At 72.3% G+C, this 13,803-nt stretch carries 10 protein-coding genes and 4 pseudogenes; 7 read left to right on the forward strand and 7 right to left on the reverse strand.

Annotated features, from left to right (window positions below):
• Positions 1-409 precede the first annotated feature (409 nt).
• Positions 410-880 (forward strand): annotated as a pseudogene (locus tag ACFY4B_RS04510) (hypothetical protein); the annotation flags it as partial.
• Between the two features lie 61 nt (positions 881-941).
• Positions 942-1,046: pseudogene (locus ACFY4B_RS04515) on the forward strand (IS5/IS1182 family transposase); the annotation flags it as partial.
• A gap of 22 nt (positions 1,047-1,068) precedes the next feature.
• Here the strand turns inward: ACFY4B_RS04515 and ACFY4B_RS04520 are convergent.
• Together ACFY4B_RS04520 and hemC are read right to left on the reverse strand one after the other, a co-directional pair.
• Positions 1,069-1,542, reverse strand: coding sequence for an SMI1/KNR4 family protein (locus ACFY4B_RS04520; protein WP_074001034.1), 474 nt, complete (start codon positions 1,540-1,542; stop codon positions 1,069-1,071).
• 100 nt (positions 1,543-1,642) lie between these two features.
• Positions 1,643-2,578: a hydroxymethylbilane synthase gene (hemC, locus tag ACFY4B_RS04525; protein ID WP_387966442.1), complete on the reverse strand. Its 936-nt coding sequence runs from the start codon at positions 2,576-2,578 to the stop codon at positions 1,643-1,645.
• Positions 2,579-2,948: 370 nt separating this feature from the next.
• Here hemC and ACFY4B_RS04530 point away from each other — a divergent pair, with 370 nt between their 5' ends.
• The 3 genes from ACFY4B_RS04530 to ACFY4B_RS04540 all read left to right on the forward strand — a co-directional run bounded on the left by ACFY4B_RS04530 (position 2,949) and on the right by ACFY4B_RS04540 (position 5,473).
• The gene (locus ACFY4B_RS04530; protein ID WP_387966443.1) at positions 2,949-3,377 is read left to right on the forward strand and encodes a GNAT family N-acetyltransferase; all 429 of its coding nucleotides are present in this window, start codon (positions 2,949-2,951) and stop codon (positions 3,375-3,377) included.
• Positions 3,378-3,882: 505 nt separating this feature from the next.
• Positions 3,883-4,881 carry a helix-turn-helix domain-containing protein gene (locus ACFY4B_RS04535; protein WP_387966444.1) on the forward strand — a complete coding sequence of 333 codons (999 nt, stop codon included), beginning with the start codon at positions 3,883-3,885 and terminating at the stop codon, positions 4,879-4,881.
• A gap of 127 nt (positions 4,882-5,008) precedes the next feature.
• Complete coding sequence (locus tag ACFY4B_RS04540) at positions 5,009-5,473, forward strand: hypothetical protein (RefSeq protein WP_387966445.1); 465 nt, start codon at positions 5,009-5,011, stop codon at positions 5,471-5,473.
• Between the two features lie 62 nt (positions 5,474-5,535).
• Here the strand turns inward: ACFY4B_RS04540 and ACFY4B_RS04545 are convergent, their stop codons facing one another.
• The 5 genes and pseudogenes from ACFY4B_RS04545 to ACFY4B_RS04565 all read right to left on the reverse strand — a co-directional run bounded on the left by ACFY4B_RS04545 (position 5,536) and on the right by ACFY4B_RS04565 (position 10,000).
• Entirely contained in the window at positions 5,536-6,432 is an 897-nt protein-coding gene (locus ACFY4B_RS04545; protein WP_387966446.1) for an aminoglycoside phosphotransferase family protein, read from the reverse strand.
• A gap of 79 nt (positions 6,433-6,511) precedes the next feature.
• Positions 6,512-7,177 (reverse strand): HAD family phosphatase, encoded by a 666-nt coding sequence (locus ACFY4B_RS04550; protein WP_074001028.1) that lies wholly within the window; start codon positions 7,175-7,177, stop codon positions 6,512-6,514.
• Positions 7,178-7,253: 76 nt separating this feature from the next.
• A pseudogene (locus ACFY4B_RS04555) lies at positions 7,254-7,979 on the reverse strand (putative Ig domain-containing protein); the annotation flags it as partial.
• Positions 7,980-8,183: 204 nt separating this feature from the next.
• Positions 8,184-8,870 (reverse strand): annotated as a pseudogene (locus tag ACFY4B_RS04560) (serine protease); the annotation flags it as partial.
• A 161-nt stretch (positions 8,871-9,031) separates the two neighbouring features.
• The gene (locus ACFY4B_RS04565; RefSeq protein ID WP_387819442.1) at positions 9,032-10,000 is read right to left on the reverse strand and encodes a hypothetical protein; all 969 of its coding nucleotides are present in this window, start codon (positions 9,998-10,000) and stop codon (positions 9,032-9,034) included.
• Between the two features lie 154 nt (positions 10,001-10,154).
• On the opposite strand from ACFY4B_RS04565, the gene ACFY4B_RS04570 reads away from it, so the two are divergent.
• Both ACFY4B_RS04570 and ACFY4B_RS04575 read left to right on the forward strand, forming a co-directional pair.
• Positions 10,155-11,276, forward strand: a complete 1,122-nt coding sequence (locus ACFY4B_RS04570; protein WP_074001025.1) for an esterase family protein — start codon at positions 10,155-10,157, stop codon at positions 11,274-11,276.
• 71 nt (positions 11,277-11,347) lie between these two features.
• Complete coding sequence (locus tag ACFY4B_RS04575) at positions 11,348-13,783, forward strand: glycosyltransferase family 39 protein (RefSeq protein ID WP_387966447.1); 2,436 nt, start codon at positions 11,348-11,350, stop codon at positions 13,781-13,783.
• Positions 13,784-13,803 lie beyond the last annotated feature (20 nt).

A 13,803-nucleotide genomic window follows, 5' to 3' on the forward strand; every position in this document is an offset into this window, starting at 1 on the left:
AGTCGGCCCCGCCGACTTCCTGTGCAGGAGGGGCCCGTCGCCGTTTCGGCCAGGCCGAAACGGCGACGGATGATGGGGTGAAGCGAGTGCTGCTCGGCGGTGGTTTCGGCGGCCCCGGCCATGCGTGGCCGGGGCCGCCGTTGCTCTTGCGGGTTCCTGAAAGGGACGGAAAGCGGGGTGCTTCCCTCGCCTTCTCTTGTCGTCGGGCGGGCCCGCCCGACGACATTGATCGGCCGCCGGACCCGCCCGGCGGATCGCCTCGCCGCGCACAGGAAGTCGGCCCGGCCGACTTCCTACGCAGCCGCAGCGGCGCTGCCTGGTGGGGTGAAGCGCTATTCGGCTGTCGACCATCACCGTCCCCGAGATCCCGCAGGCCGTGGGGGACTTGGCCGCCGTCGGCATCCGTTCGGTGGAGGTGTTCGCCAACAGTCCGCGCCGCGACGAGCGGGCCGCCGGTGCCGTCGCGTCGGACAGCCTGATGGTGCGGGCCATCCGCGCCGTCAAGGACACCGAGCCCGGCATGGCCGTGATGACGGAGAACTGCCTGTGCGGCCACACCGACACCGGCGAGTGCCACCTGACCGTCGGCGCCCGGATCAATCTGGAAACGACGGCCGCGCTGACCGCCGCCCAGGCCGTCATCCAGGCCGGGGCCGGCGCCGACATCGTCGGCCTTGCCGCGATGACCCGGGGTACCACCCGGGCCGTGCGGCAGGCGCTGGACGAGGCCGGTCACCGGGACGTGGCGACCATGCCGCACCTGATCGTCGACTCCGCCCTCTACGAGGGCTACCGCACCACCATGCGGGCCGTCCCCACCCCCGCCGCCCGCCGCCCGTTCCGGATCAGCCCTCGCAGTCCGGAGACCGCCGTCGACACCGGACTCGCCCTCCTCGACGAGGGGGCGGACATGCTGCTGCTGGAGCCGGGGATGCCGTCAGTTCAAGCGCCTGCGCATCCGCTACGAACGCCGCGCGGATCTCCACCAGGGCCTACTCGAACTGGCCTGCAGTCTCATCTGCCTCCGACGCCTCCGTGCAGCTTGAGCAGCTACGCATCCAGACCGCGTCAGCTTGGGACCACGCTCGTCGCCCACGTCCGATACCAGTCCCCGAAGGCTGGGCCGGGGGTCAACCTGTCGTCTATCCCCAGGGTGTCGAACCAGACCTGGCCACTGGCCGCTCCGGTGACCACCAGTCGGACGAACGCGCCGCACCCCATGTCCGAGATGATCATTGAGCCCGGAACGATCCCGTCCTCGTCGTAGTCGTCTTCGAGGTCGTCCGGGCCCACCGCCCGGGTGAACGGGAACGGCGTCGAAAGGTATCCCGGCCACCAGGCTTCGTCCTTCGGGCCGTACGACCTGCTCAGCGCCCAGATGCCGTGGTAGGGCCCCGGGCCACCGTCGCCGATGGTCATCAAGAACGTTCGGTAATCCGCGGGGAGGGCCACCCCGTAGTCACGCTCGAAGGACCGAACTTCCGCCTCCGAAAGGACACTCCTCAGCGGACCACCAGGCACACGGTCCATCTCGTCCCCCATCACCCAGTTCTGCCGTCTCCGCGAGCATAGGGCTCCCACGACAAGTGAACAGGTGCCTCCACCCGGGACATCGAGCAGGCCGGGCCTCACTTTGAAACGATCAGTAAGCGGCGGCAGTGGGCCGGACCTCCGCCAGGATGCCCTCCGCGCCTTGGTCCAGCAGGAGGCCTGCCACCAGCGCGCCCAGCTTCTCCGGCTCGCTCACCGGGCCGGAGAGCCGGGCCTCCACCTGCCGCCCGCCGTCCACGGAGGTGACCTGCCCGTGCAGGGTCAGCACGTCGCCGTCGGCCTTGCCGAACGCACCGACCGGCACCGAGCATCCGCCGTGGAGCTCCGCCAGCATCGCCCGCTCGGCCCGGACCTCCGCGTCGGTCACCGGGTCACCGGAACCGGCCAGGACCTCGCGGGCCCACTCGTTGTCCTCCCGGATCTGGATGCCCAGCGCGCCCTGCCCGGGAGACGGCGGAAACAGCCCGACCGGCAGGATCTCGCTGATCTCGTCGCCGCGGCCGAGCCGCTTGATCCCGGCGGCCGCCAGGACGACAGCGTCCAGCTGTTGGGTCCTGAGCTTGCCGAGCCTGGTCGGGACGTTCCCTCGGATCTCCACCGGCACCAAGTCCGGACGGACGTGCAGCAGCTGGGCGATCCGGCGCGACGCCGACGTCCCGATCCTGCCCCCGTACGGAAGGTCCGCCAGCGTCGAGCCGCACAGGGCGTCGTGCACGTCCGCACGGGTGGGTGGGGGCAGGAGGATCAGGCCGGGCGGGTTCGCAGTGGGCAGGTCCTTGAGCGAGTGCACGATCACGTCGACCTCACCGGACACCAGCGCTTTCACCTGGTTCACCGAGAACGCCGAGCCGCCGCCACGCTCCGAGACGTCCCTCAGGGCCGACCTGCGGTCCTGATCACCGGCCTCCGTGATCACTCGCCGGCGGAACACCACGCCGGGGAAGCGCTCCCGCAGCGGCGCCAGGAACTCCCTGACCTGAGCCCGTGCCAGGTGACTGGCCCGCGACCCCACCACCAGTGTGCTCATAAGCCAACTCCCGGTATCAGACAAGGCGTTGGCCGCATGCTACCCGCATCGAACACGCCCGGTTTCCGACGTTATGTCGGAAACCGGGAAAGAGTCACGGGAGACGTACACCACCCGAACCGTCGTCGGCCGAGTGCCGCATCAAGCAACGTTCGCCCTGTGTGACGCGCCGTCCGGATGGTGATCCGGGCGGCGCGTTGTGCGTCATGCCGACTCTCGCGATCAGGGCCAACGCAGCCTGGCTGTCGACGATTTCTCGAAGACCGGCTCTCCACGCCCCGGTACGGAGCATCGCTGACATCGCGGTCGCGGACAGCCGTGGCTGACGGTCTCCTCCAGAACGCGTACTTCGCTCTGACAGGATGCGCCGGTGATCAACTACAGCACCGATCTCTCCGGTCTTGCGGAGCAGGACCTTTCCGGGTTCTTCGTAGGCTGGCCCGCACCGCCGACGGCCGCGCAGCACCTTGCCGTGCTCAAGGGCAGTTACCGGGTCGTGGTTGCCCTGGATGCCGGGACGGGGCGCGTCGTGGGCTTCGTCAACATGATCAGCGACGGAGTCCTCACGGGCTTCATCCCGTGGCTGGAGGTCCTGCCCGAATACCAGGGGAAAGGCATCGGCGGGCAGTTGGTCCGGCGGGTCCTCGCCGAGGCGGAACATCTGTACTCCGTGGACCTGACCTGCGACGAGCCGCTGCGCGCGTATTACGAGAAGCTCGGAATGCTGCCGCTGAGAGGCATGGCCGTCCGACGGTGGCAGGTACTGGCCCCGGAGCGCCGAGTTCCGGCGGAGTCCTGAAAGCCACGGTTGACTTCGGCCCCGCCGACTTCCTGCACAGGTGTGGTGGTGCCGTTGCCGCTTCGGCCAGGCCGAAGCGGCAACGGGCTCAGCTGGTCATCCCGTAGCGAAGCGATCCCGCATGCATGCCGCCGACTCTGGATTCACTGAACTCCGGTCAGATCATCGATTCTGGCGATTTCTCACGTTCGCCGAGGTTCCGACCTCGGCCTTGACTTGGTTCGCTCATCGTCTGCGCAGGAAGTCGGTGGGGCCGACTTCCTGCGCAGCGGTAGCGGCGCCGGATGGTGGGGTGAAGCGCTGCTCGGCTGCCGACCTGCCGATGTCGACCGTCACCGTCGCCGAGATCCCGCAGGCCGTGCGGGAGTTGGCCGCCGGCTGTTGCCGCTCTTCAGGCCTGCTCTCTTCGGGCGGCCCCGCCGGCCGCTCCCCTCCTTCCCCGGGCCGGATCCGTCGGCGGTGTGAGAATGCCGGGACGGGGAAGGCGAGCCAGGGGAGGGCGAGCATGCTGACCGAGTCGGTGTACCGGACCGAGGACGTGGAACCGCGGGACCGCTTCGAGTACTGGCAGCAGCAACTCGTCCGGCTGATCGCGCCGTTCGACGTCCGCACCGAGCACAGGGCCGACTTCCGGTCCGAGGTGCACATCCTGCCGCTCGGCGACGTGGCGCTCTGGACGATGGAGCACCCGCCGCTCGCCGCGAGGCGGTCACCACGCCTGATCCGCTCGTCCACCGACCCCGAGCTGTACCTGTTCTCGCTCCCGTTCGGCGACTCCGCCACCGCGGTCCGCTCCGACGGCCTCGGCGCCTACCGCCCGCACGACGTGGTCCTGCAGGACAGCGCCCGGCCCCTCCTCCTCCAGGCGAGCACCGACGATCCGCGCCAGCGGGTCCGCGGGGGCTGGCTGACCGTGCCCCGGCAGGCGCTGCCGCTGTCGCCGGACCGGATCGGCACGCTCACGGCCCGCCGGATGCCCGGGGGCACGGGCGTGGGCGCCCTGCTCGTCCAACTGCTCGCCGGCATCGCCGCCGACCCCGGCGCCTACCGGGCCGGCGACGCACCCCGGCTGGGCACCGTCGCCCTCGACCTGGTGTCGGCGCTGCTCGCCCACCACCTCGACGCCGAGGACGCCGTACCGCCGGAGAGCCGGCGCCGGGCGCTGGTCCAGCGGATCCGGGCCTTCATCCGCGCCCACCTGCACGAGCCGAACCTCGACCCCGGCGCCGTCGCCGCCGCGCACCACATCTCGGTCAGCTACCTGCACCGCCTCTTCGAGGGCGAGGAGGAGACCGTCGCCGCCTGGATCCGCCACCAGCGCCTCGAACGGGCCCGCCGCGACCTCGCCGACCCGGCCCTGGCCGCCACCCCCGTCCACGTCATCGCGGCCCGCTGCGGGTTCCCCCGCGCCGCCGACTTCAGCCGCGCCTTCCGCGGCGCGTACGGGCTGCCGCCCCGCGACTTCCGGCACGGCGCCGCCGCGACGGCCGCGGGTGGACGCTGAGCGAAGCGGACGTGGACCGGCTGCTAACGACAACCCCCCTGGGGTCTCGGCAAGCTGATGCTGTGTCCACCGCGGGGGATCAGGTGGTGGACGCGAACACACCGACACCCTCGAAGGGGGACCATCCATGTCCAGCAACGGACTCCGCAGGAACCCGCGCTCCGCCGCCGTCATCGGCCTCGCCGCCCTGGCGCTCGCGCTGACCGGCCTCGGCGGCGGTCAGGCCGTCGCCGCGCCGCAGGACGACCCGCGCACGATCGGGACGCCCGTCACCATGTCGGAGTCCGCGATCACGGCGGCCAGCCTGCCGTGCATCACCAGCCCCGGGGTCAAGACCTGCTTCGACAAGGCCGGCGACAAGGTGCTCGTGCTCGACACCGCAAAGGACGGCTTCTCCGCCGTCGGCCGGTGGAGCACCGACTACGGCCGCACCGGCGCGTGCCGCAACGCCCTCGGCGTCGGCCACTGGGCGGAGTGCAACTACGACATGCGCGAGACGGGGCACATCCAGCTGAACAACGCCCTCTACGACGGCGACACCGGGCTGTTGGTGCTGACCGACACGTACTCGGGCTGGCTGTCGATCGGCTGACCTGCTGGCGGCCCGGCCCGCTCCCCACCCGTCGCCTCGCGGGCGGGGAGCGGCCCGTACGCCTACGCGTGGTCGGCCAGCACCTCGGCGATGACGTGGCGGGCGATGGCGGTCATCCGCGGGTCGCTGTCCCGGTAGTAGGAGACTTCCATCAGCGCGACGGACAGGGCCCAGCCGCGGGCGCGGTCCCAGGCCGCGTCGTCGGGGGCCGCAGCCTCGCGGAACGTCTCACGGGCGGCGGCGGGCAGGACGTACCAGGCGGGGATCAGGTCGACGGCCGGTTCGCCGAGGCCCGCGCAGCCGAAGTCGATGACGGCGCTCAGCCGGCCGTCCGGGGACACCAGCAGGTTGCCGGGCTGGAGGTCCCCGTGGAGCCAGACCGGCGGGCCGGTGGGCGCGGGGGCCGCCAGGGCCCGCTCCCAGGCGGCGGTCGCGGCAGCAGCGTCGACGAGGTCCGGCACGGCCGCGATCGCCTTCCTCGTCCCGGCGTCCCGGTCCGCCAGCGACTCGCTGCGGTAGGCGGCGGGGGCGCCGGCCGGGTCGATCCCGCGCATCGCGGTCACGAAGTCCGCCAAATCCCGCGCCAGCGCCCCGGGTTCGGCGATCCGGCCGGGCACCGGTGTGGTGCCGTCGAGCCAGCGCAGCACCGACCAGGGCCAGGGGCAACCGTCGACCGGTCCGCCCACGGCCAGCGGGACCGGCACCGGGACCGGCAGCCGCGGGGCCAGCCGCCGCAGCCAGACGTCCTCCTTGGCGATCTCCTCGACCACCCCGGGGATCCGCGGGACGCGCACCACCAGCTCCGCCCCGAGCCGGTACATCGCGTTGCTGGTCCCGGCCGGTTCCACCGGCTCGACCGGCAGACCGGCCCACTGCGGGAAGCACTCGGCGACCATCCGGCGCACCAGCGCCTCGTCGATGTCCAGTTCGTCGGCGTGCAACTTGTGGGAGGAGGCCATAGCGACCGACCCTGCCAGCCACGGGCCGCGCCCGGCAACCGATTTGCCGCCGGACCGACGGCCGCCCGGAGGGCGGCGGCTAGCCCTGGCGGACCGCGCCCGCCGCGATCAGGGCGGGCAGCTCGCGCATGTCGTCGAAGACCACGGTGCCCGGCCCGGCCAGCCGTTCCGCGGCGGTGACGCCGCCCGCGTAGCCGAGTGCGCGCATCCCGGCGGCGCGGGCGGCCTCGACGCCGGGGCGGCTGTCCTCGACCACCACGCAGGCGGCCGGGTCGACGCCCATCGAGCGGGCGGCGTGCAGGAAGAGGTCGGGTGCGGGCTTGCCGCGCTCGACCTCGGTGGCGCTGAAGATCCGCCCGGCGAAGTGGTCGTGGAGGCCGGTCCGGCCCAGGGTGTGGCGCATCTTCTCGTGGGTGCCGCTGGAGGCCACGCAGGTGGGCAGGGTGATCGCGGCCAGCGCCTCCGGCAGGCCGTCCACGGGGGTCAGTCCGGCGTCCACCGCCTCGGCGTGCAGTTCGACGAAGCGCTTGCTCCACACCGTCGCCGTCTCGCCGCCGAGCCGTTCGGTGACCGTGGCCCGGTTGGCCGCCTCGGACCGTCCGACGAAGAGCTCGATCGCCTCCGCCTCGGTCAGCGGCCAGCCGTACTCCTCGCCGAGCCGCACCAGCACCCGGACGGCGATCACCTCGCTGTCCACCAGGACGCCGTCGCAGTCGAAAATCACCAGCTCAATCGGCTTGATCATCCCACCAGCATAGGCCGGTGCCCGTGCCCGGAGGCCGGTGGCCGTCGAACTGGCCACCGGCGCCCGGGCGTTGGCGTCAGCTGGTCTGGATGGAGGTGTCGTCGATCACGAAGCTGGTCTGGAGCGAGGCATCCTCGGTCCCGGCGAACTTCACGGTGACCGTCTGGCCCGCGTAGGCCGACAGGTCGAAGGTGCGCTGCTGGTAGCCGGCCGCGGCGTCCACGTTGGAGTAGGTCTTCAGCGCGGTGCCGTTCACCGACAGAGTCAGCTTGTCGTACGCGGTGGTGCCCGACTCGGCGGTGTCGATGTGTAGCCAGAAGCTCAGCGTCGCCTTGCAGCCCGCCGGGATGCTCACCGTCTGCGACAGCGAGTCCGAGTGGGTGGAGCCGTAGCCGTTCAGCCACGCCTTCCAGGAGCCGCTGTGGGCCGCCTGCGAGGCGCTGCTGTCCACCACACCGCTCGACGTCGTCCACGGCGTGGCCGTGCCCGACTCGAAGCCCTCGTTGCCCAGCAGCTGGGCCGGGGTGCAGCCGCCGCCACCGGTGGAGACGGCCCAGGTGAAGCTGGTGGAGGCCGACTTGCCGGCGGCGTCCGTCACGGTGACGGTGACGGTGGAGCTGCCCGCCGTGGAGACGGTGCCGGTGATCGCGCCGGTGGAGGAGTTGATCGACAGCCCGGCGGGCAGGCCGCTCGCGGCGTAGGACAGCGGGGCGGTGCCACCGGAGGCGTTGATCTGGAGGCTCACCGCGCCGCCGACGGCGGTGGACTGGTTGCCCGGGTTGGTCACCGAGACGGCGCTGCCGGCCGGCTTGGTGAGCAGGCAGCCGGCCACGTTGAGGTCGATGGCCCGGGTGGAGGAGTTCAGGCAGGTGGTGAACCAGTACGTCTCCTCGCCGTAGCTCTGGCCCTTGTAGGCCTTGGTGGTGCCGTCGGCGGCCACCTCGCACGGGTTGTTGAGGGTGCACATGCCGCCGTCGTCGTTGCCGGTGTTGTTGATGCCGATGATCCGCCCGCTGGCGGAGTCGACGATCGGCGAGCCGGAGGTGCCGTGCGTGGTGTTGCAGCCGGAGCTGTAGCGCAGCGAGTCGTGCCAGGTCCAGGCGTCCTCGCGCAGGGTCGGCACGAAGCCGTTGACGGAGCAGTTCCAGACCTGCTTCCAGTACGACGAGGGTATGTACATCGACGCGCCGTCGGTCGGGTGGGCGTCGCTGATCGTCAGCGCGGTGGCGCCGTACTTCGAGCTGATCGACCCGTAGGTGTCGGTGAGTTGGTAGAGGGCGACGTCGGTGCCGGTCATGGTCGCGTAGAGCAGCTTGTCGGCCTGGACGGTGCCCAGGCTGTTGCCCGCGCCGTCCAGCAGGGTGCCGCTGCGGCTGGCGGTGGTGTTCTGGATGACCTGGCCGGCCGAGGGCATGGTCGGCAGGCAGTGTCCGTTGGTGAGCATCAGCGCCCGGTCGCCGGCCGCCGAGGTGGGGTAACGGACCAGCGAGGCCGAGCAGTTGCTCAGGGCGATGGTGGACGTCAGGTCGGCCGCCTGGACGGCGTGCGCGGGGGCGGCGGCGAAGGCCAGCCCGCCCGCGACGACGGCACTCGTACCGGCCACCGCGACAAGTCTCTTGAACATGGCTCTCCTTGTGGGGGATCGCGGGGTGTACGACTGGTCGCCGACGCCCGCGCCGCATGAAAGTGCCATGGCCACTTCAAGAGGTCAAGGAGTGTGACCGAACTCGCCACTGCCCGGCACGGGCCGTGCCATCCGACGGCAACGACCCGTCCCGGTATGCCCGTTACGGGCCGGGGCAGTGGATACGGCTGCGGCTGCGGTTGCGGTTGCGGGTACGGCTGCGGCTACGGCTACGGCTGCGGGAAGGCGTTCGGGTCCACGTCGTTGGTCTTGGCGTTGCCGTCGGCCACCGGCTGGAGGGTGATCTCCCAGGAGGTCGCGGTCCGGCCGGTCTCGAACGGGAAGGTGTCCTCGAACTTGGTGAACTGGCAGTTCTGGGTGAAGCCCTTGGCGTCGGAGTCCCAGTCCGCACCCCCGGAGACGTAGACCTCGTACGTCCCGTCCTCCACGCCGTCGACACTGGCGTGCTGCCCCTTGCCGACGAACACCGAGTGCACGGCCTTGCCGTTCAGCGCGAGCGACACCACGGCGTCCACCTTGCCGCCGTTCTCGACCTTGAACACGCCCTCGCCGCGCAGCTTCCCCTTCCGGACCATGGTGCCGTTGTCCAGCGCGCGGGACTGCTGCTGGGGCAGCGGCGGGACGGCGAAGGTGGTCTGGTAGCCGGCCGCGGTCATCGTGACGAGGGCCGCCGACACCGCCGCCAGCCCCTGGGAGGCTCCCAGTTCGGCCTCGGCCGAGCTCAGCGCGCAGACGTCGTGGAACTTGATGTCGCTGCGGACCTTGCCGGCGTCGGTGGCGAGCGAGGTCAGCGCCGCCACCAGTTCCTTCCGCGCCGCCGTCACCCCGGGCGGCTCGTCCGCCACGCTCAGGGACTTGGCGGCGCCCTGCGCGCTGGTGACGATGCCGCCGAGCACGGTGTCGAGGTCGCCCAGGTCCTTGGCGCCGGCCACCTGGGCGAGCGCGACGGTGACCGGGTCGACGCTCGCGCTGAGCACCGGGCCGTACGGCGCCCGGGTCGGGGTCGGCGTCGGCGTCGCGGTCGGCTTCGCCGAGACCCCCGTCCCCGCCGCCCCGGGCGCGGACGAGCCACCCGCCGAACCACCACCCCCGCCACCGGAGCAGGCCGCCAGCACCAGCGCCGTGCCGACGGCCAGACCGGCCTTCCCCACGAACCTCTCGGACCCCGTGAACCTCATGCCCCACCCCCGGGTAGCCGGACCGCGCGCACACCGCGCAGCCGTGCGGTCACACATGGTCCCGAGCACGAACGACCCCGTCAACCCATTACCCGGCGGTCACCTCCGAGGGGCCCTCCGAGGCCGTCTCCGGAGGTCAACTACGATCGGGCCCGTGCTCAGTCTCACCGGACTCCCCCTCCAGATCATCGCCTCGCTCCTCGCGATCGCCGTCTTCGCCGCCACCATGTGGCTCTGGCCGCGGTTCGGCGGGAAGGGCTGGAAGGCGTGGCTGGGCCGGCTCGGGGCGTTCCTGGCCACCCAGGTGTCGGTGCTGGCCGCGATGGGCCTGATCGCCAACAGCTACTTCGGCTTCTACAGCTCCTGGACGGACCTGCTCGGCACCAGCGGCGGGCTCGGCACGGTGGTCGACCACCAGCCCAACGCCTCCGGGGTGGCCGTCACCGGCGAGCAGAAGTTCTACTCCGCGCAGGGCTCGGACCCGGAGCGCTCCGGCCTGATCCAGAAGGTCGACGTCAAAGGAGCCGGCAGCGGCCTGACCACCGAGGCGTACGTCTACCTGCCGCCGCAGTACTTCCAGCCGGACTACGCCAAGCAGCGCTTCCCGATGGCCCTGGTGCTCACCGGCTACCCGGGCACCCCGGAGAAGCTGATCTCGCTGATGCAGTACCCGGCGTCCACGCTGAACGCGATCGAGCAGAAGAAGCTGCCGCCGACCGTCCTGGTGATGACCCGCCCCACCCTGGTCGGCGACCGGGACACCGAGTGCGTGGACGTGCCGAACGGCCCCCAGGTGGAGACCTTCTTCACCAGCGACCTGCCCAAGGCCCTCGCCACCACCTACCGGATCGGCACCGACCCGGCCAGCCGGGCGGTCATCGGCAACTCCACCGGCGGCTACTGCGCGCTCAAGTTCGCGCTGCGCAAGCCCGACGCCTACCGTTCGGCGGTCGCGCTCTCCGGCTACTACGACGCGGCCCACGACGCGACCACCGGCGACCTGTTCGGCGGCAACGACCGGCTGAAGCAGGAGAACGACCTGCTGTGGCGGCTGAAGAACCAGCCGCCCGCCCCGGTCAACCTGCTGCTGACCACCGCGTACGACGAGAACAACTACGACGAGACCAAGGCCATGATCGCGGCCTTCAAGGCCCCCACCACGATGTCCTCCATCACCCTGGACACCGCCGGCCACAACTTCCACACCTGGACCAGGGAGATCCCCCCGGCCCTGGAGTGGCTGGGCAAGCACCTCGCCGTACCGCCATCCGCCTGACGTTCCAGATCACACGCGCCTCACACTCCCGTCTCACGGTTCTCTCAGGCACGCCACCGACGGTATGGCGCATGACCACGAGCAGCTACTCCCCTCCGGCCGGCGAACCGTGGCCCGAGGCCGCGCACTACCCGCCGCCGGAGGTGCCGCGGCCGGACCCGGTCCGGCCGGACCCGGCGCCGCTCTTCCCCGAACAGCCCCTGCCGCCCGCCGGCCCCAAGGGGTTCGCCACCTGGCCCGACCGGCTGCGCACCCTCCCCGCCCGCGCCTGGCGCGGGCGCGCTGACGACCCGCGCTGGGTGCGCCCGGCCCTGCTGGCGCTGCTGGCCGCGACCGCCGTCCTCTACCTGTGGGGCCTGAGCGCCTCCGGCTGGGCCAACTCCTTCTACTCGGCCGCCGTGCAGGCCGGCTCGCAGAGCTGGAAGGCCTTCTTCTTCGGCTCCTCGGACGCGGCGAACTTCATCACCGTCGACAAGCCCCCGGCCTCGCTGTGGCCGATGGCGCTCTCGGCGCGGATCTTCGGCCTCTCCTCCTGGTCGGTGCTGGCCCCGCAGGCGCTGATGGGCGCGGCCACCGTCGGCGTGCTGTACGCGACGGTGCGCCGGCGCTTCTCCCCGCTCGGCGGCCTGCTGGCGGGCGCCGCGCTGGCGCTCACCCCGGTCGCGGCGCTGATGTTCCGCTTCAACAACCCGGACGCGCTGCTGGTGCTGCTGCTGACGCTGGCCGCGTACGGGATGGTCCGGGCCGTCGAGGCGGCGGGCACCCGGTGGCTGGTGTTCACCGGGGTGATGTTCGGCCTCGCCTTCCTCACCAAGACCCTGGCGGCCTTCCTGGTGCTGCCCGCCTTCGCGGTGATCTACCTGGTGGTGGCACCCACCGGCCTCTGGCGGCGGGTGCGGCAGACCCTGCTCGCGGGCGCGGCACTGCTGGTCTCGGGCGGCTGGTGGGTGGCGGTCGTCGAGCTGATGCCCGCCTCGGCCCGCCCGTACATCGGCGGCTCGCAGGACAACAGCTTCCTCTCGCTCACCTTCGGCTACAACGGCCTCGGCCGGGTCGACGGCAACGAGCGCGGCAGCGTGGGCGGCGGCGCCCGGATGCCGGCCGGGGTCGACCTGCCGGGCGGCGCGGCTCCCGGCGGCGGTCGCGGCTGGGGCCAGACCGGCCTGACCCGGATGTTCGGCACCGACATCGGCGGGCAGATCGCCTGGCTGCTGCCGGCCGCGCTGATCCTGCTGCTGGCCGGCCTCTGGGCGACCCGCCGCTACGGCCGCGCCGACACCGCCCGCGCGGCCTTCCTGGTCTGGGGCGGCTGGCTGCTCTCCACCGCGCTGGTCTTCAGCTTCATGTCCGGGATCTTCCACCAGTACTACACGGTGGCGCTGGCCCCGGCCGTCGCGGCACTGGTCGGCATGGGCGTGGACGGGCTGTGGCGGGCGCGGCACCGGGTGCCCTGGGCGCTGGTGCTGGCCGGGACGCTCGCGGTGACGGCGGTCTGGGCGTTCGTGCTGCTCGGCCGCAGCTCCGGCTTCCTGCCGTGGCTGCGCTGGGCGGTGCTGGCCGGCGGACTGCTCGCGGCGGCCGCGCTGGCGGCCGGGCCGTTCGTCGGGCGGGTCTCCGGCCGGGCCGGCGCGCGGATCGCCTCGGTGGCGGGCCTGGTGGGCCTGGCGGCGGCGCTCGGCGGTCCGGCCGCGTACGCGGTGGACACCGTGGACTCCCCGCACACCGGCTCGATCGTGACCGCCGGGCCGGGCGTGAAGGGCGGGTCCGGGCCGGGCGGCATGGGGCACCGAGGCGGCAAGGGCTTCCCGGGCGGCACCGGCAACGGCAACGGGCACTGGTTCGGCCAGGGCGGCCCGGGTGCTCCGGGTGGCCAGGGGGCCTTCGCGGGCGGTCAGGGCGGTCAGGGCGGTCAGGGCGGTCAGCAGGGCTTCGCGCCCGGGCAGGGCTTCCCGGGCGGCGGCACCGGCAACGGCGGCGACCGCGCCAACGGCCGCCACGAGCGCGGCACCGGCGGCGGCACCGGCCTCCCCGGCACCCAGGATCCCGAGGGCACCGGCACCGACGGCACGAACAGCCCCGGCGGCACGGCCGGCGGCCCGCCCCCCGGCGGCATGGGCGGCCTGCTCGACGGCCCCAAGGTGACCGACGAGGTCGCCGCCATGCTCAAGCAGAACGCCGACCACTACACCTGGGCGGCCGCCGCGATCGGCTCGCAGACCGCGGCCGGCTACCAACTCGCCACCGGCGAACCGGTGATGGCCCTCGGCGGCTTCAACGGCACCGACCCCTCGCTGACCCTGGCCGGCTTCCAGAAGTACGTCCAGGAGGGCAAGGTGCACTGGTTCATCGGCGCGGGCGGCTCCCGCCGCGGCTTCGGCGGCGGCGCGGGCGGCGAGGGCGGGCAGCAGAGCGAGTCCGCCCAGATCGAGTCCTGGGTGACCGCCCACTTCACCGCGAAGACCATCGGCTCGACCACCTTCTACGACCTGACGGCCCCCACCTCCTGACCGGGGGGCCGCGACCCCGG

Origin of the sequence: Kitasatospora sp. NPDC001261 (assembly GCF_042896795.1) — a bacterium.
Taxonomy (GTDB): Bacteria; Actinomycetota; Actinomycetes; order Streptomycetales; family Streptomycetaceae; genus Kitasatospora.

Coding starts and splice junctions, on each gene's coding strand:
- ACFY4B_RS04520 (WP_074001034.1), bottom strand. CDS start 1,542: ATGGGGGACGAGATGGACCGTGTGCCTGGTGGTCCGCTGAGGAGTGTC.
- hemC (WP_387966442.1), bottom strand. CDS start 2,578: ATGAGCACACTGGTGGTGGGGTCGCGGGCCAGTCACCTGGCACGGGCT.
- ACFY4B_RS04535 (WP_387966444.1), top strand. CDS start 3,883: ATGCTGACCGAGTCGGTGTACCGGACCGAGGACGTGGAACCGCGGGAC.
- ACFY4B_RS04540 (WP_387966445.1), top strand. CDS start 5,009: ATGTCCAGCAACGGACTCCGCAGGAACCCGCGCTCCGCCGCCGTCATC.
- ACFY4B_RS04545 (WP_387966446.1), bottom strand. CDS start 6,432: ATGGCCTCCTCCCACAAGTTGCACGCCGACGAACTGGACATCGACGAG.
- ACFY4B_RS04550 (WP_074001028.1), bottom strand. CDS start 7,177: ATGATCAAGCCGATTGAGCTGGTGATTTTCGACTGCGACGGCGTCCTG.
- ACFY4B_RS04565 (WP_387819442.1), bottom strand. CDS start 10,000: ATGAGGTTCACGGGGTCCGAGAGGTTCGTGGGGAAGGCCGGTCTGGCC.
- ACFY4B_RS04575 (WP_387966447.1), top strand. CDS start 11,348: ATGACCACGAGCAGCTACTCCCCTCCGGCCGGCGAACCGTGGCCCGAG.